Origin of the sequence: Halomonas sp. G15 (assembly GCF_021282295.1) — a bacterium.
Taxonomy (GTDB): Bacteria; Pseudomonadota; Gammaproteobacteria; order Pseudomonadales; family Halomonadaceae; genus Halomonas; species Halomonas alimentaria.
Genome location: NZ_JAJSPA010000001.1, coordinates 238,928 through 254,363, shown reverse-complemented (window position 1 = coordinate 254,363; position 15,436 = coordinate 238,928). Strand labels below are relative to the sequence as shown.

Annotated in this window: 17 protein-coding genes and 1 other RNA gene; 12 read left to right on the top strand and 6 right to left on the bottom strand. The window is 67.4% G+C overall.

The genetic code is table 11. The annotated features are described in order from the left end of the window. Window positions 1-47 precede the first annotated feature (47 nt). Window positions 48-1,367 carry a histidinol dehydrogenase gene (hisD, locus tag LWH48_RS01235; RefSeq protein WP_232910973.1) on the top strand — a complete coding sequence of 440 codons (1,320 nt, stop codon included), beginning with the start codon at window positions 48-50 and terminating at the stop codon, window positions 1,365-1,367. Between the two features lie 90 nt (window positions 1,368-1,457). Here the strand turns inward: hisD and LWH48_RS01230 are convergent, their stop codons facing one another. Further along, window positions 1,458-2,726 (bottom strand): S1C family serine protease, encoded by a 1,269-nt coding sequence (locus LWH48_RS01230; RefSeq protein ID WP_232910972.1) that lies wholly within the window; start codon window positions 2,724-2,726, stop codon window positions 1,458-1,460. A 120-nt stretch (window positions 2,727-2,846) separates the two neighbouring features. On the opposite strand from LWH48_RS01230, the gene LWH48_RS01225 reads away from it, so the two are divergent. Then, entirely contained in the window at window positions 2,847-3,608 is a 762-nt protein-coding gene (locus tag LWH48_RS01225; RefSeq protein ID WP_232910971.1) for a Nif3-like dinuclear metal center hexameric protein, read from the top strand. A gap of 58 nt (window positions 3,609-3,666) precedes the next feature. Here LWH48_RS01225 and LWH48_RS01220 read toward each other — a convergent pair whose 3' ends face one another. Continuing rightward, a complete protein-coding gene (locus LWH48_RS01220; protein WP_232910970.1) occupies window positions 3,667-4,116 on the bottom strand; it encodes a YhcB family protein in 450 nt (149 codons plus the stop codon). Window positions 4,117-4,321: 205 nt separating this feature from the next. Here LWH48_RS01220 and zapE point away from each other — a divergent pair, with 205 nt between their 5' ends. The 8 genes from zapE to LWH48_RS01180 all read left to right on the top strand — a co-directional run bounded on the left by zapE (window position 4,322) and on the right by LWH48_RS01180 (window position 10,616). Further along, on the top strand, window positions 4,322-5,491 hold the full coding sequence (zapE, locus tag LWH48_RS01215) for a cell division protein ZapE (RefSeq protein WP_232910969.1): 1,170 nt from the start codon (window positions 4,322-4,324) through the stop codon (window positions 5,489-5,491). A 146-nt stretch (window positions 5,492-5,637) separates the two neighbouring features. After that, window positions 5,638-6,066, top strand: coding sequence for a 50S ribosomal protein L13 (rplM, locus tag LWH48_RS01210; RefSeq protein WP_161432385.1), 429 nt, complete (start codon window positions 5,638-5,640; stop codon window positions 6,064-6,066). A gap of 13 nt (window positions 6,067-6,079) precedes the next feature. Beyond that, on the top strand, window positions 6,080-6,469 hold the full coding sequence (rpsI, locus tag LWH48_RS01205; RefSeq protein ID WP_161432384.1) for a 30S ribosomal protein S9: 390 nt from the start codon (window positions 6,080-6,082) through the stop codon (window positions 6,467-6,469). Between the two features lie 217 nt (window positions 6,470-6,686). Further along, window positions 6,687-7,286 carry a ubiquinol-cytochrome c reductase iron-sulfur subunit gene (petA, locus tag LWH48_RS01200; RefSeq protein ID WP_232910968.1) on the top strand — a complete coding sequence of 200 codons (600 nt, stop codon included), beginning with the start codon at window positions 6,687-6,689 and terminating at the stop codon, window positions 7,284-7,286. Further along, window positions 7,286-8,545 (top strand): cytochrome b, encoded by a 1,260-nt coding sequence (locus LWH48_RS01195; RefSeq protein ID WP_232910967.1) that lies wholly within the window; start codon window positions 7,286-7,288, stop codon window positions 8,543-8,545. The genes petA and LWH48_RS01195 overlap by 1 nt, the downstream gene beginning before the upstream one ends. Then, window positions 8,545-9,312 (top strand): cytochrome c1, encoded by a 768-nt coding sequence (locus LWH48_RS01190; RefSeq protein WP_232910966.1) that lies wholly within the window; start codon window positions 8,545-8,547, stop codon window positions 9,310-9,312. Before LWH48_RS01195 ends, LWH48_RS01190 begins: the two co-directional genes overlap by 1 nt. A 138-nt stretch (window positions 9,313-9,450) precedes the next feature. After that, the gene (sspA, locus tag LWH48_RS01185; RefSeq protein ID WP_161432380.1) at window positions 9,451-10,077 is read left to right on the top strand and encodes a stringent starvation protein SspA; all 627 of its coding nucleotides are present in this window, start codon (window positions 9,451-9,453) and stop codon (window positions 10,075-10,077) included. Between the two features lie 50 nt (window positions 10,078-10,127). After that, window positions 10,128-10,616 carry a ClpXP protease specificity-enhancing factor gene (locus LWH48_RS01180; RefSeq protein ID WP_161432379.1) on the top strand — a complete coding sequence of 163 codons (489 nt, stop codon included), beginning with the start codon at window positions 10,128-10,130 and terminating at the stop codon, window positions 10,614-10,616. Window positions 10,617-10,734: 118 nt separating this feature from the next. Here LWH48_RS01180 and LWH48_RS01175 read toward each other — a convergent pair whose 3' ends face one another. Genes LWH48_RS01175 through LWH48_RS01160 form a run of 4 tightly spaced genes read right to left on the bottom strand, consistent with a single transcriptional unit; the run spans window position 10,735 to window position 14,034 of the window. Then, window positions 10,735-11,316: a BON domain-containing protein gene (locus LWH48_RS01175; protein WP_232910965.1), complete on the bottom strand. Its 582-nt coding sequence runs from the start codon at window positions 11,314-11,316 to the stop codon at window positions 10,735-10,737. Beyond that, entirely contained in the window at window positions 11,313-11,906 is a 594-nt protein-coding gene (locus LWH48_RS01170; protein WP_110281837.1) for a phosphoheptose isomerase, read from the bottom strand. Before LWH48_RS01170 ends, LWH48_RS01175 begins: the two co-directional genes overlap by 4 nt. 24 nt (window positions 11,907-11,930) lie before the next feature. Then, a complete protein-coding gene (locus tag LWH48_RS01165) occupies window positions 11,931-12,299 on the bottom strand; it encodes a YraN family protein (protein WP_232910964.1) in 369 nt (122 codons plus the stop codon). Next, on the bottom strand, window positions 12,283-14,034 hold the full coding sequence (locus tag LWH48_RS01160) for a penicillin-binding protein activator (protein WP_232910963.1): 1,752 nt from the start codon (window positions 14,032-14,034) through the stop codon (window positions 12,283-12,285). The genes LWH48_RS01165 and LWH48_RS01160 overlap by 17 nt, the downstream gene beginning before the upstream one ends. Window positions 14,035-14,085: 51 nt before the next feature. Here LWH48_RS01160 and rsmI point away from each other — a divergent pair, with 51 nt between their 5' ends. Then, complete coding sequence (rsmI, locus tag LWH48_RS01155) at window positions 14,086-14,949, top strand: 16S rRNA (cytidine(1402)-2'-O)-methyltransferase (protein ID WP_232910962.1); 864 nt, start codon at window positions 14,086-14,088, stop codon at window positions 14,947-14,949. A gap of 104 nt (window positions 14,950-15,053) precedes the next feature. Continuing rightward, window positions 15,054-15,406, top strand: an RNA gene (rnpB, locus tag LWH48_RS01150) — RNase P RNA component class A. Window positions 15,407-15,436: the final 30 nt, after the last annotated feature.

The following is a 15,436-nucleotide window of genomic DNA, read 5'->3' as shown; positions in this document are numbered from 1 at the left end:
CGGCGATGGACCCGACTGGATAGTCCCGACACGATATGGATGCTGCCATGACCGAGACCACTGCTCCCTCCGGAATTGCCCGCCTCGCCACCACCGACGCCGACTTCACGGCTCGGCTCGACCACCTGCTGGCCTGGGAGGGGGTCTCCGACTGCGAGGTCCAAGCACGGGTCGCGGAGATTCTCGCCGCGGTGAAGGATCGCGGCGATGCCGCCCTGGTGGAGGCCAGCAACCGCTTCGATCGCCTCTCGGTATCGAGCATGGCCGAACTGACCCTCAGTGCACCGCGCTTGCGCCAGGCCTATGAGGGGTTGCCCGCCGAGCAGCGCGAGGCGCTGGCCCAGGCCGCCGAGCGTATCCGCCTCTACCACGAGCGTCAGAAGCCCGAGTCCTGGCACTACACCGAGGCGGACGGCAGCGTGCTCGGCCAGCAGGTCATGCCGCTGGACCGCGCCGGCATCTATGTGCCGGGTGGCAAGGCGGCCTATCCCTCCTCGGTGTTGATGAACGCGATTCCCGCCCACGTGGCCGGCGTTCGCGAGATCATCATGGTGGTGCCCACCCCGGATGGGGTGCTCAACGAGCTGGTGCTGGCCGCGGCGCATCTCGCCGGGGTCGACCGGGTGTTCACGGTGGGCGGCGCCCAGGCCATTGCCGCCCTGGCCTACGGCACCGAGACGGTGCCGCGGGTCGACAAGATCGTCGGGCCGGGCAATATCTACGTGGCGACGGCCAAGCGCGCGGTGTTCGGCCAGGTGGGCATCGACATGATCGCCGGCCCCTCGGAGATCCTGGTGGTCTCCGATGGCGGGACCGCCCCCGAGTGGCTGGCCATGGACCTCTTCTCCCAGGCCGAGCACGACGAGGACGCCCAGGCAATCCTGGTGGGCTGGGATGACCAGCACATCGACGCCGTGGAGGCCGCCATCGACCGCCTGCTGCCGACCCTGGAGCGCCAGGCGATCGTCCGCGAGTCGCTCTCCCGGCGCGGGGCGCTGATTCGTTGCCGCGATCGCGCCGAGGCGATGACTCTGATCAATCGCATCGCGCCGGAGCATCTCGAGCTCTCGGTGGCCAACCCCGAGGGCTGGCTTCCCGAGGTGCGTCACGCCGGCGCCATCTTCATGGGTCGCTATACCGCCGAGGCGCTGGGGGACTACTGCGCCGGTCCCAACCATGTGCTGCCCACCTCGGGCACCGCACGCTTCTCGTCGCCGCTGGGGGTCTACGACTTCCAGAAGCGCTCATCGATCATCCACTGCTCCGCCGAGGGGGCGTCCGAGCTGGGGCGGGTGGCCTCGGTGCTGGCTCGCGGCGAGTCGCTTACCGCCCATGCGCGCAGCGCCGAGTACCGCATCAAGACGTGATCGACCGACGTGGCTGGACGCAGAGAGGGCCCCGCCGGATGGCGGGGCCCTCTGCGTCGTGGGGAGCGTGGGCGCGGCGTGGGCGAGTGGCTACTCGGGGTCGCGCAGCTCGGGGGGCGGCCGCTCGCCGACCTCTACCGTCAGTTCCAGCTCCTCGCCGCCGCGTACCACGGTGAGCGGCAGGCTGTCGCCGGGCTCCACCGCGGCGATGTCAGACATCGTTTCCCGGGCGTCGAGGATCGGCCGGCCCTCGATCGAGAGCAGCACGTCGCCGGGGCGCAGGCCGGCCTGGTCGGCAGGGCCTCCCGGAACCACTCCGGCAATGATCACGCCGCGAGGTGCCTGCAGGCCGAAGGAGGCGGCCAGCTCCGGGTTGAGCTCCTGGGCCTCGACTCCCAACCAGCCACGGATCACCCGCCCCTGGGTGACCAGCTCCTCGAGGATGTTTCGCGCCAGGTTGGCGGGGATGGCGAAGCCGATGCCCTGGGAGCCGCCGGAGCGCGAGAAGATGGCGGTGTTGATGCCGACCATGGCGCCGTCGGGGCTGATCAGCGCGCCTCCGGAGTTGCCCGGGTTGATGGCGGCATCGGTCTGGATGAAGTCCTCGTAGGCGTTGAGCCCCAGGTGGCTGCGGCCGGTGGCACTGATGATGCCCATGGTGACCGTCTGGCCGACCCCGAACGGGTTGCCGATGGCCAGGGCCACATCGCCGATGGCCACCTCGGCGGAGTCGGCGAGCTCGATCACCGGCAGGTCGTCGAGCTGGATGCGCAGCACGGCGAGGTCGCTCTCGGGATCGGTGCCGATCACCTCGGCCAGGGTCTCGCGGCCGTCGCGCAGCGCGACCTGGATCTGGTCGGCGCCGCCGATGACATGGTGGTTGGTCAGCACATAGCCCTCTTCACTGACGATGACGCCCGAGCCGAGGCTCGAGAGCATGCGTTGGCGCGTCGGCATGTCGTCGCCGAAGAACTGGCGGAAGAAGGGGTCCGACATCAGCGGATGCTGGTCGCGCTCGACGACCCGGGAGGAGTAGATATTGACGACCGCCGGGGCGGCGCGCTCCACCGCGGCGGCGTAGCTGGCCGGCCCCTGTTCGCGGGCGAGCGGCGGTGCCTGGCGCAGTGCCGGGGCGGGGCGCTCGGTTTCATCGCTGGATGCCGCGACATCGGGGGACACCGCCAGCGGCTCGCGCCGGGTCGGGGAGGGCGCTTGTGGCGCCGGCGAGTCGGCCGTATCGCGGCCGGTGAGCTGCGGGAAGGCGTTGAGCAGTACCACGGCCAGCAGCACCCCGATCAGTACCGGCAGCAGGTAGGGGGCGAGGGAGCGAAGGCGATGGCGCGGTAGTCGGTACGGCATGCGGGACTCGGTTCTCGTCCGGGCGGTCGCGTCAGGTCTGTGACGGTCGCCGGCACTCGTCGGTGACGGTTACAATCGGCGCATGGTAACACCTTCATTCCACAGCGTCCGGAGGAGACGATGACCCATCGCGACACCCTGGTGGCGGCCTGCGCCAGCAAGCTGCAGCCCGAGCGCTTCAAGGACTACACCGTCAACGGCCTGCAGGTGGAGGGGCGTGACGAGGTCAGACGGGTGCTGAGCGGCGTCACCGCCTGCCAGGCGCTGCTCGACGAGGCGCTGGCGTGGGAGGCCGACCTGGTGCTCGTGCACCATGGCTATTTCTGGAAGAACGAGCCGGTGGCCATCACCGGCATGAAACGGCGCCGCCTGCAGACCCTGCTGGCCCACGACATCAGCCTGCTGGCCTATCATCTGCCGCTGGATGCCCATGCCGGGCTCGGCAATAACGCCGAGCTGGGGCGTCGGCTGGGCTTCACGGTGGAAGGGTGCGCCGACGGTGAGCTCGGGGAGGGGCTCCTTTGGCTGGGGGCGCCACCGTCGGTGATGGATGCGCGGGCGCTGGCCGACCACGTCGGTGAGCGTCTGGGGCGCGAGGCGCTGCTGGTGGAGGCGCCGGAGAGTTGGCGCATCGAGCGGGTGGCCTGGTGCACCGGCGGTGCCCAGGACATGATCACCGCGGCCTGGGAGGCGGGCGCCGACGCCTTCATCTCCGGAGAGATCTCCGAACGCACCACCCATCTGGCCCGCGAGCTGGGCATCCACTACCTGTGTGCGGGGCACCACGCCACCGAGCGCGACGGTGTGCGCGCGCTGGGCGAGTGGCTGGCCGGAGAGTTCGGCATCGAGCACCGCTTCGTGGATATCGATAACCCGGCATGAGGTCCTGAAACCGCAACGCCCCGCCGGTGGGGCGGGGCGCTGGTGGCTGGCACTCGGCTCAGTAGCGAGGAGCCTCGGGCTCCCGGCTGGCATCGTCCTTGAGGCCGAAGTCCTCGGAGAGGGTGCCGCCGGAGCCGTCGGCATAGTCACGCGGCGTCGCCAGGGCTTCGTCGCTCGTCGCCTCGGCGGGAGGCGCTGCCTCCTCCACGGCCAGGCCGCGGTGGCGCCTGGTGCGTCCCCCTAGGCTGCTGGCATCCTCGGCGAGACGGGCGGCCAGCGCCTCGCTGTCCCGGCGCAGCAATTCCGCCAGTCGGCTGACCTCGTCGAAGTGCTCGTCGAGGCCGTCGCGCAGGGCCGCAAGCTCCCGGTCGCGTTCGGCGAGTCGCTGGCGCAGGCGCTGCATGCCGTGTGCACCGGCATTGAGCAGGTGGTAGCCCAGTGCTCCCAGGCCGATACCGGCCAGCAGGCAGGCGATGGCCAGAATCCAGTTGATGTTGCTCTCGTCCACGTCGGTCTCCCTGCGGCGGTGAACGATCCAGCGGCCGGCGTTTCGGCGGGCGGATCCGGTGGTGGGGCGGTAGCCCCGGCGCGCACCATTATAGGGGCGAGCGCCGTCGCCGGGTCAACGCGGACAGGCGTCGGCGATGCGCTTCGTGGATCAGGCGCGTATAATATGCAGCCTGTCGAAGCCGCAACAGGCCGTTTTCGCCCCCATGAGTGCCGCACATCGAGACATTCGTCCGACCCCCATGGCCCGCTATCGGGCCGATCTGGAACGTGACGACTTCCAGTATGACGCCGCCCAGGAGCAGGCCGTGGCGCATCTGCAGCGTCTCTATGATGACCTGCTCGCCGCGCCGGCGTTGCCGCCGCGGCCCGCCGCCTCTGGCAGTGGCCTGGCCTCCCGTGTGGCCGGGCTGTTCGGCAAGCGTGCACGCAGTGAACCCGAGGCGCCGGTGTTGCCGGAGGTCCGCGGGCTCTACTTCTGGGGCGGTGTCGGGCGCGGCAAGACCTACCTCGTGGACGCCTTCTACGAGTCGCTGCCCTTTCCCGAGAAGATGCGTACCCACTTCCACCGCTTCATGCAGCGGGTGCACAACGAATTGGAGCACTACAAGGGCGAGAAGAATCCGCTGCGCCTGATCGCCGCGAAGTTCGCCGCCGAGGCCAGGGTGATCTGCTTCGACGAATTCTTCGTCAAGGACATCACCGATGCCATGATCCTGGCCAACCTGCTCGAGGCGCTGTTCGAGCGTGGGGTGGTGCTGGTGGCGACCTCCAATATCGTGCCCGGCGATCTCTACAAGGATGGCCTGCAGCGCGCACGCTTCCTGCCGGCCATCGACCTGCTCGAGCGCCACTGCGAGGTGGTCAATGTCGACTCGGGCATCGACTACCGGCTGCGCGCCCTGGAGCGTGCCGAGATCTTCCACTCGCCCCTCGACGAGGCAGCCGAGGTGGAGCTGGCGCGCAGCTTCCGCGAGATCGCCGGCCATGACGGCGAGGTCGATGTGCCGCTGGAGGTGAACCATCGCGTGCTGCACGCCCGTCGGCTCCACGACGATGTGGTGTGGTTCGAGTTCCGCGAGCTCTGTGACGGTCCGCGCAGCCAGAACGACTATATCGAGCTGGCCCGGGAGTTCCATTCCGTGCTGGTCTCCAACGTGACCCGCATGAACGGGGCGACGGATGATCAGGCCAGGCGCTTCATCAATATGGTCGACGAGTTCTACGATCGCGGCGTCAAGCTGCTGATGTCCGCCGAGATGCCCGCCGAGGCGCTGTATGCCGACGGGCGCCTCGAGTTCGAGTTCCAGCGTACCCTGTCGCGGCTGCAGGAGATGCAGTCCCACGACTACCTGGCACTACCCCACAAGCCCTGAGTGGCATTGCCTTGTGGGCCGTGCCCATGTAGAATTCGCGCGCTCTACTCGTTGTGCCCGCCAGTCGGGGGCAACCAAGAAGAATAGGGATGGTTGCATGCCGGATGATCGGCTGATAACCCAATACACTTGATTGGTGAGATTCCATGAAGACGTTCACTGCCAAACCGCAGTCCGTCGAGCGCGACTGGTACGTCGTCGACGCCACGGACAAGACGCTGGGCCGTCTGGCCACAGAGATCGCTCGTCGCCTGCGCGGCAAGCACAAGCCGGAGTTTACCCCGCACGTGGATACCGGCGACTACATCGTCGTTATCAACGCCGAGAAGGTGAAGGTCACCGGCAACAAGGCCAAGGCCAAGACCTACTATCGCCACACCGGTTACCCGGGTGGCCTGCGTTCCATGACCTTCGACAAGATGCTCGACCACGCCCCCGAGCGTATCATCGAGAGTGCCGTCAAGGGCATGCTGCCGAAGGGCCCTCTGGGCCGCGCCATGTACACCAAACTCAAGGTCTACGCCGGCGCCGAGCATCCGCACGCCGCCCAGCAGCCGCAAGAACTGAACTTCTGAGGGAATCTTCGCCATGACACAGCAGTATTACGGTACCGGGCGCCGCAAGACCTCTACCGCCCGCGTCTTCCTTAAGCCGGGCACCGGCAAGATCACCGTCAACAGCCGTGAGCTGGACCAGTACTTCGGTCGCGTCACCGGTCGCATGGTGGTCCGTCAGCCCCTCGAGCTGACTGAGACCCTGGGCCAGTTCGACGTCTACGTGACCGTCAAGGGCGGTGGTGGTTCTGCCCAGGCCGGTGCGATCCGTCACGGCATCACCCGCGCCCTGATGTCCTATAACGAGGACTTCCGTGCGCCGCTGCGTGAGGCGGGTTACGTGACCCGTGACGCGCGTCAGGTCGAGCGCAAGAAGGTCGGCCTGCGCAAGGCGCGCCGCCGTCCGCAGTTCTCCAAGCGCTGATCGCCAGCCATCTTGGAAGCTTCGACGCCCGGGTTTATCAACCCGGGCGTTTCTTGTTCTGGGTCAACAATTTGTGTGTGCCATGCCACCTTGGTCAAGGTCCTTTTCCTTGTGCGGGGCGGCTCGATTTCTTAACATGTACCGCATTTGGTGTCCGTGTTCGCGGGGATGATGCCCGTGATGGATCAACGGGTAAGCTGATGGGAGAAACCTTGAAATGGCAGATAACGGCGTGAACAAGGGTCGGCGCCGTTTCCTCGTGGGTGCCACCACCGTTGTAGGTGGGGTTGGTGCCGTCGGGGTTGCGGTCCCCTTTGTGGCTTCCTGGCAGCCGAGTGCCAGGGCGAGAGCGGCGGGCGCGCCGGTTCAGGCTGATGTGTCCAAGCTGGAGCCGGGTCAGCAAATGACCGTGGAGTGGCGTGGCAAGCCGGTCTGGATCGTCAACCGCACCCCGGAGATGATCGAGCGGACCGAGGGCTTCGACGCCTCGCGGCTGGCCGATCCCGACTCCGAAGTGCCCCAGCAGCCCGCGTATGTGAGCGGACCGCTGCGGGCCATCAAGCCCGAGATCGGGGTGCTGATCGGCATTTGTACCCACCTGGGCTGCTCACCGCTGTTCAAGCCTGAGCCCGATGCCGAGGGCGTGGGCACCGACAACTGGCCGGGAGGCTACTTCTGCCCCTGCCACGGTTCGCGTTTCGACCTGGCGGGCCGGGTATTCCGCAACGTTCCGGCGCCCACCAACCTGGAGGTCCCGCCGTACCGCTTCGAGACCGACGATATCATTGTCGTGGGCGAAGATGAGGAGACTGCCTGATGGGTAACCCGAACAAGGCGATGGCGGAGAAGGGGATCATGCGCTGGGTGGATGAGCGCTTCCCCGCGACGCAGATGTGGCAGGAGCACCTGTCCAAGTATTACGCCCCCAAGAACTTCAACTTCTGGTACTTCTTCGGCTCCCTGGCGCTGCTGGTGCTGGTCAACCAGATCCTTACCGGCATCTGGCTCACCATGAGCTACAACCCCTCCGCGGAGGGCGCCTTCGCCTCCGTCGAGTACATCATGCGCGATGTAGAGTGGGGCTGGCTGATCCGCTATATGCACTCCACCGGCGCCACGGCCTTCTTCGTGGTGGTCTACCTGCACATGTTCCGCGGCCTGCTCTACGGCTCCTACAAGGCGCCCCGCGAACTGGTGTGGATCTTCGGCATGGCGATCTACCTGGCGCTGATGGCCGAGGCCTTCATGGGCTACCTGCTGCCCTGGGGGCAGATGTCCTACTGGGGGGCTCAGGTCATCATCTCGCTGTTCTCCGCCATCCCGGTGATCGGCCCCGACCTGACCCAGTGGGTGCGCGGCGACTTCCTGATCTCCGGTATCACGCTCAATCGCTTCTTTGCCCTGCACGTGGTGGCGCTGCCCATCGTGATCCTGGCGCTGGTGGTGCTGCACATCATTGCCCTGCATGAGGTCGGCTCCAACAACCCGGACGGCATCGACATCAAGCAGAAAAAGGACGAGACCGGCAAGCCGCTGGACGGCATCCCCTTCCACCCGTACTACACGGTGAAGGATATCGTCGGTGTGGCGGTGTTCCTGTTCGTCTTCGCGGTGGTGATCTTCTACTTCCCCGAGGGGGGCGGCTACTTCCTCGAGAAGCCCAACTTCGAACCGGCTAACCCGCTGAAGACCCCGAATCACATCGCCCCGGTGTGGTACTTCACCCCCTTCTACGCGATCCTGCGCGCCATCAACTTCTCGCTGTTCGGCCTCGACGCCAAGCTCCTCGGCGTGATCTGCATGGGGGCGGCCATCGCGGTGCTCTTCGTGTTGCCCTGGCTCGACCGCAGCCCGGTGCGCTCCATCCGCTACAAGGGCTGGATCTCCAAGGTGATGCTGGCGCTGTTCGCCATCAGTTTCGTGATCCTCGGAGTGCTGGGCGTGCTGCCCGCCACCGATGGCCGGACCCTGGTGGCCCAGATCTGTACCGCCATCTACTTCGCCTTCTTCCTGCTGATGCCGTTCTACACTCGGCTGGAGAAGACAAAACCCGTTCCGGAGAGGGTGACTGGCTAATGAAAAAGCAACTGTTCGCACTGCTCTTCGCGCTGGTGCCCCTCGCGGCGATGGCCGCGGGAGGCACCAGCGTCCCGTACTCCATGACGCCGGACCTGGACGACAAGGCGTCGTTGCAGCGGGGCATGCAGCTCTACACCAACTACTGCATGGGCTGTCACTCCCTCGAGCACCAGCGCTTCGCGCGGGCCGCCGAGGACCTGAACATGCCCCAGGATCTGGTCGAGGAGAACCTGATCTTCTCCTCCGACCTGGCCTTCAACGACCAGATGCATATCGCCATGAACAGCGGCGATGCCGAGACCTGGTTCGGGGCGCCGCCGCCCGACCTGACCCTGGAGTCGCGCCTGCGCGGCACCGACTGGATCTACTCCTACCTGCTGTCGTTCTACAAGGATCCGAGCACCGGTACCGGGGTGAACAACGCCGTGTTCGACCTGGTGGCCATGCCCAACGTGCTGGAACCGCTGCAGGGTGTGCAGGAGAAGGTGTGTGCCGAGACCGACCGCCCGGTAGAAGGGGCCGAGCTCGATCCGCTGACCGGCAAGTACCAGTCCTGCGAGACCCTGCAGGTGACCCAGCCCGGTGAGATGGAGCCCGCGGAGTTCGAGGAAGCGGTCTATGACCTGACCAACTTCCTGGCCTACGTCGGCGAGCCCTCCAAGCTGCAGGCCCAGGCCCTGGCGCCCAAGGTGCTGATCTTCATCTTCATCTTCGGTGTCATCGCCTACCTGCTCAAGCGCGAGTACTGGCGCGACATCCACTGATCCACCGCGGTGGACAATGCGGGGGCGCACGGCCAACGGCCATGCGCCCCCGCGACGTATGTGCCGGGCGAAACGCTCCCCCGCGGAGCGCTGCCCGCGTGTTATCATAGTCGTTCGATTTGATGCGAGGATTGTTTCATGGGTGTAGTGGCCAAGCGGTCGTCGATGATCTTCTATTCCGGTGGTACCGATCACTTCAGTCATCGGGTGCGTATCGTGCTCGCCGAGAAGGGTGTGGCGGTGGACATCGTGGAAGTCACCCAGGACCAGCCCCCCGAGGAGCTCGCCGACCTCAACCCCTACAACAGCGTGCCGACCCTGCTGGATCGTGATCTGGTGTTGTACGAGTCCAAGGTGATGATGGAGTACCTGGACGAGCGCTTCCCGCATCCTCCGCTGCTGCCGGTCTATCCGGTGGCGCGTGCCCAGAGCCGCCTCTGGATGCATCGCATCGAGCGCGAGTGGTGCCCGCTGGTGGAGCAGATCGAGCAGGGGGCCAAGAAGGAGGCGGACAAGGCACGCAAGGAGCTGCGCGAGAGCCTGGTGGGTATCTCGCCCATCTTCGAGGACATGGCGTTCTTCATGAGCGAGGAGTTCACCCTGGTGGACTGCTGCCTGGCACCGATCCTGTGGCGCCTGCCGGCACTGGGCATCGAGCTGCCCGAGAAGCAGGTGGGGCCGCTGCTCGGCTACATGGAGCGGGTCTTCGAGCGTGATGGCTTCAAGGCCTCGCTGAGTGAACGCGAGCGCGAGATGCGTAGCTGATACACTTCCGGTCGCCTGCGGGCGGCCGTTCAACGGAGGAGGGCCTGACGATGGATTCCAGTCGTCCCAACCTATCCAGTCGCCCCTACCTGGCCAGGGCCCTGTTCCAGTGGCTGCTGGACAACGACCTCACGCCGCATATCGTGGTCGATGCGGAGCACCCCGACGTCGAGGTCCCGCGGCAGTTCGTGCAGAACGGCCAGATCGTCCTCAACCTGTCGCCGACCGCGGTACGTGATCTCGCCATGGAGAACGACGCGATCAGCTTCGGGGCCCGCTTCGGTGGCCAGCCCATGCGGGTGATGGTGCCGAGCGACGCCCTGGTGGCCATCTATGGTCGCGAGAATGGCGTGGGCATGGTCTTCGGCCATGAGCCGGTGATGCCGCAGCCCGCCGATGCCGCCGACGAGGAGGCGCCGACGCTGACCGAGGTGGAGAGCGATGGCGATGCCTCGGCAGGCGAGGAGCCACCGGCCGAGGAGGGCGAAGGTAACCGTCGCCCGCCCAAGGGCAGGCCCTCGCTGCGCGTGATCAAGTAGTTCCCGGTCAGGTGTGGAAACGCAGGACGGCAGGCCCGAGGGCCTGCCGTCCTGCGTTGGGGGCTTGTCGCGGTGCCCGTCGGGCACGTCGGTCAGTCGAGCCCGTCAGTCAAGCCCGTCAGTCAAGATAGTCGAATACCTTGACGATGCGCTGCATGCCGCCCAGCTGCGAGACCGCCTGGACGATGCGCTCGGCCTCGGCACGGGTCACGATGCCCATCAGGTAGACGCTGGCATTCTCGGTGATCACCCGGATGCGGCTCGAGTCGATGCTCTCGTTGGCGGCCAGGTGGGTGCGGATGCGCGTGTTGAGCCAGGTATCCGAGAGCCGCTGGCTGGCGGGCAGGTTGCCGGCGATGGTGAGCTCATTGTGAATGGTGCGCACGTTGCGCACGTCACTGGCCACTTCGTTGGCCAGGGTCTTGAGCTCCTCGCTGGGGACCTGGCCGGTAAGCAGTACCACGCCGTTGTAGCTGTCGACGTTGATCCGGGCATCGCCCAGGCGGGCGTCGGTGCGGCCGAGGTTGTGGGAGATCTTGGTCTCGATGCTCTGATCCTCGACCTGGGCACCGGCGGTGCGCTTGCCGTAGTTCTCGTCGATGGTGCCCTGGTGCGTCACGCTGGTCACGGTGGTGCAGCCGGCGAGGCCCAGGACGGCGGACAGCAGCAGCGCGCTGAGCAGGGGGGGGCGTGTCGTCATTCGCTTGCTCCAAAGAGTTGTTCGTCGATCAGGTCACAGAGGCAGTGGATCACCAGCAGGTGGACCTCCTGGATGCGCGCGGTGGAGGTCGCTGGGACGCGGATCTCGCAGTCGTCCTGGCCGAGCAGCGAAGCCATGTTGCCGCCGTCGCGTCCGGTCAGGGCCACCACCGTCATGTCGCGGTCATGGGCGGCCTGAATGGCCTGGATGACGTTGGCCGAGTTGCCGCTGGTGGAGATCGCCAACAGTATGTCGCCGGGCTGGCCCAGGGCGCGTACCTGCTTGGAGAAGACCTCGTTGTAGCTGTAGTCGTTGGCGATGGAGGTCAGGGTCGAGGTGTCGGTGGTCAGCGCCAGGGCGGGCAGGCTGGGACGCTCCCGCTCGAAACGGTTGAGCAGTTCCGACGAGAAGTGTTGGCTGTCGCCGGCGCTGCCGCCGTTGCCGCAGGCCAGGATCTTGCCCTCGCTGACCAGGCACTGGACCATCATCTGGCTGGCCACCTCGATGAAGGGCGGCAGCACTTCACTGGCGTAGGTCTTGGTGTCGATGCTGGCGTTGAAGTGGCCGAGAATGCGCTGCTGGAAATCCATGCTGAGTCGGGTTCCTCTGGCGAGTTAGTAGGCATCGAAGGCGTTGACCACCCACTGGATGTCGAGTTCGGGGGGCTGGCCGGTCACGGCCACCACATCGAAGCGGCAGGCACATGATAGCCGGTTGCGCTGGAGATAAAAACGCGCCGCCCGGACCAGGCGGCGCTGCTTGGTGGCGGTGATGGTCTCGAGGGGGTGGCCGTGGCGGGTATCGGCCCGGTGACGCACCTCGACGAAGACCAGGGTCTCGCCGTCGCGCATCACCAGATCCAGTTCGCCACCCTTGGCGTGCTGGTTGGCGGCCACCGGCGTCAGGCCGCGCTCTGTGAGCCAGGCCGCGACGAGGCGCTCGATGGCCTCGCCGCGGGCCCGCGCGTCACGGGGACTGCTCATCACCGAAGATCCCCGGGATCAGCACCGGCTGAGGGACGCCGTTGACAAAGCGTGCCCAGGGCAGCTGGCGCTGCATACGGCCGTCGGGCCCCGGGCGCAGGGTGCCGGTGGCACCGAACACCTCGCTGCCCGACACCAGCTGGAACTGGGGCAGCCGCCGCGCCAGCTCGAAGGCGTCGACCCCCATGGCGTTCAGGCGGAACAGGTTGGGGTCCGCCTCCTCGCGCAGGGCGCGGTAGCTCGCGGAGAAGGGCAGGGCGTCCTCGCCGCCCACGGCGGCATCGGGGATCTGCCAGGGGATGTCGAGGAACAGCACGTCGTCCAGGTCGCCGTCGAGGCGAGGATTGAGCTGCCCGTTGAACAGGTGCGAGGTGGCGTAGACCGGCAGGTCGCCGGCGCCGTAATAGTCCAGGGTCGGCGGCACCTGGCGGGCGTAGTCGGGAAGCGCCAGCATGAACAGGGCGTCGGGGCGTGCCTCGGCGATGGCGCGACGGGTGCTTTCGGTGGCGGCGGCGCCGGGGTTGTAGCGCACCGCCTTGGTGATCTCCCCGCCCTGGGCGCGCCATTCATCCCAGAAGGCCTCGCCGACGCGGCGCCCCCAGTCGTTGTCAGGTGCCAGCAGGGCGGCGCGGCGATGCCCGTCGCGCCAGGCGCGCTGGGCGGCCTGGGTGGCCTCGTCCTCGGCGGAGAGGCCGTACTGGAAGAGCCCCTCGGCGTGATTGCTGCCGCCCCTGCCGTAGTTGAGCGCCAGGGTGGGGAGTGGCACGCGGTCGCGGCGCTCGAGCTCGCTGACCCGGTCCTTGTCGAGGGGGCCGATCACGACCTGGGCGCCGCGATTCTCGGCTTCCCGATAGAGCGCCTCGAGGCTGCCGGAGGAGCCATCGATGAAGCTCAGGCGGACATTGGCATCATTCGACAGGCGGTGCTGGGTACGAATGCCCTCGGCGACGGCCTCGGCGATTCGTGACAGGGGGCCGGAGTCGGGCAGCAGCACGGCGATATGCTGTACCTCCTGGCCGCTCAGCTCGCGCAGGGCGAGCAGGTCTGCCGGCAGTCGGCGTGCCGCCGGGTGGCGCTGATTGCGGCTGCGCCAGTCATCCAGGCGCTGGAACAGGCGCTCGATATCGCCACCGCCGCTGCGCACCGTCTCGCTCAACTCGACCCAGCCGCGGGTCAGGGCATCGCCCTGTTCACCTAACCGGGTCAGCCGGCGCCCATCGAGCCCCCCCAGGGCGCGCCAGATGGGGTCGTTGAGGGCCTCGTCATCGGACTCTGCCTGCACTGCCAGCAGGGCCTCGGCGGCGGCAAGGGGCTCATCGACCTCGAGCAGGGCCAGGCCCCGCTGTTCGCGCAGGGCCAGTGCCTGGCCGCGATTCAGCTCCAGGCCGTCGAGGTCCTGGGTCGCGCGGATCACCGCCTCGGGGTTGCCTTCACTCTCGCCGAGATCGGCCAGCAGCAGCGCCCAGCGCGCCCGCTGGTCGCCGGCCAGGCGAGCATCGTCGATATTGCGGGCGATCTCGAGTGCCTGGGTGCGCTCCCCCTGGCGTGCTAGGATGTCCGCCGCGTCCAGCCGCGTGCGCGCCGCCTGGCCCGGTTCCTGTTGCTGGGCCTGCTCGAGCAGGCTCGCGGGGTCATCATCGGTGACGCGCTCGACGATGCCCGGCTGGTAGGCGCAGCCGGCCAGCAGCAGCGCGAGTAGCGCGGTGGCCAGCAGGCCGCGTGTGAGTGTGAGCATGCATCCTTCCTTTCTTCATCCGTCGTATCGGGAGCCCGCCGAGGAGGCGACGTGTCAGAACCGAACTCTGCTTCATTGTACGTGGTCGCCACGCCGATTGGGAATCTGGCCGACCTGAGCCCGCGTGCCGCCGGGGTGCTGGCCGAGGTGTCGCTGGTCGCCGCCGAGGACACCCGGCACACCGCACGCCTGTTGCGCCACCTGGGGGTGCAGGTGCCCATGCTGTCGCTGCATGAGCATAACGAGGCTGCTCGGGTCGAGCAGCTGGACGCCCGCCTGGCCGCCGGCGAGTCCATCGCCCTGGTCTCCGATGCCGGTACGCCGCTGATCAGCGACCCCGGCTTCGTGATGGTGCGCGAGTTGCGCGCCCGGGGGCGGCGCATCGTGCCGGTTCCCGGTGCCTGTGCGCTGGTCGCCGCTCTCTCGGCCGCGGGCTTGCCTACCGACCGCTTCACCTTCCATGGCTTCCTGCCGGCCAAGGGCGGGGCGCGTCGCGCGCAGCTCGAGGAGCTGTCGACGCGCAGCGAGACCCTGGTCTTCTATGAATCGCCGCATCGCATTCGCGACACCCTGACGGATATCGGGACGGTATTCGGCGAGCGTCGCCTGGTGCTGGCGCGGGAGCTGACCAAGGCCTTCGAGACCTTTCTGGAGGGCAGCGCCGCCGAGTTGTCCCGGCGCATGGAGGAGGACCCCAACCAGGCCCGCGGCGAGTTCGTGGTGATGGTGGCCGGTGCGCCGCCGCGCGAGAAGGGCGCGGGTGGCGAAGTGGAGGGGGAGGCGCTGCTCGCGGCGCTGCTGGCCGAGGGCGTCGGCGTCAAGCAGGCCGCGGCGGTGGCGTCGCGGGTGCTGGGGGGCGCCAAGAAGGCCTGGTATGCCCACGCCCAGACCCTCAAAGACCAGGCGTCCCCCTGAGGCAAGGTCGCTTGGGGCTGTTCCGTCGGCTTGCCCCCGGCGTCCCTCGCGTTGGAATGCACTGCTTGTTGAGGGGGTGTCGGGGCACTGGTATCCTTGCCGCGGGAGTCGGCCAGACAGTCGCCGCCGGAGTGATCCGGGGGAGGAAAGTCCGGGCTCCACAGGGCAGAGTGCCAGGTAACGCCTGGGCGGCGTGAGCCGACGGAAAGTGCAGCAGAGAGCAGACCGCCTACGTCTCCCTCGGGAGGCCGGTAAGGGTGAAAGGGTGCGGTAAGAGCGCACCGCGCGCCTGGTAACAGTGCGTGGCACGGTAAACCCCACTCGGAGCAAGACCAAATAGGAACCCGCTGGCGTGGCCCGCGCCGGGTTCGGGTAGGTTGCTCGAGGGTCGTGGTGACGCGACCCCTAGATGAATGACTGTCCTCGACAGAACCCGGCTTATCGGCCGGCTCCCCCCTGTTTTCAGTCCGGCGGCGGAACTCTCCGT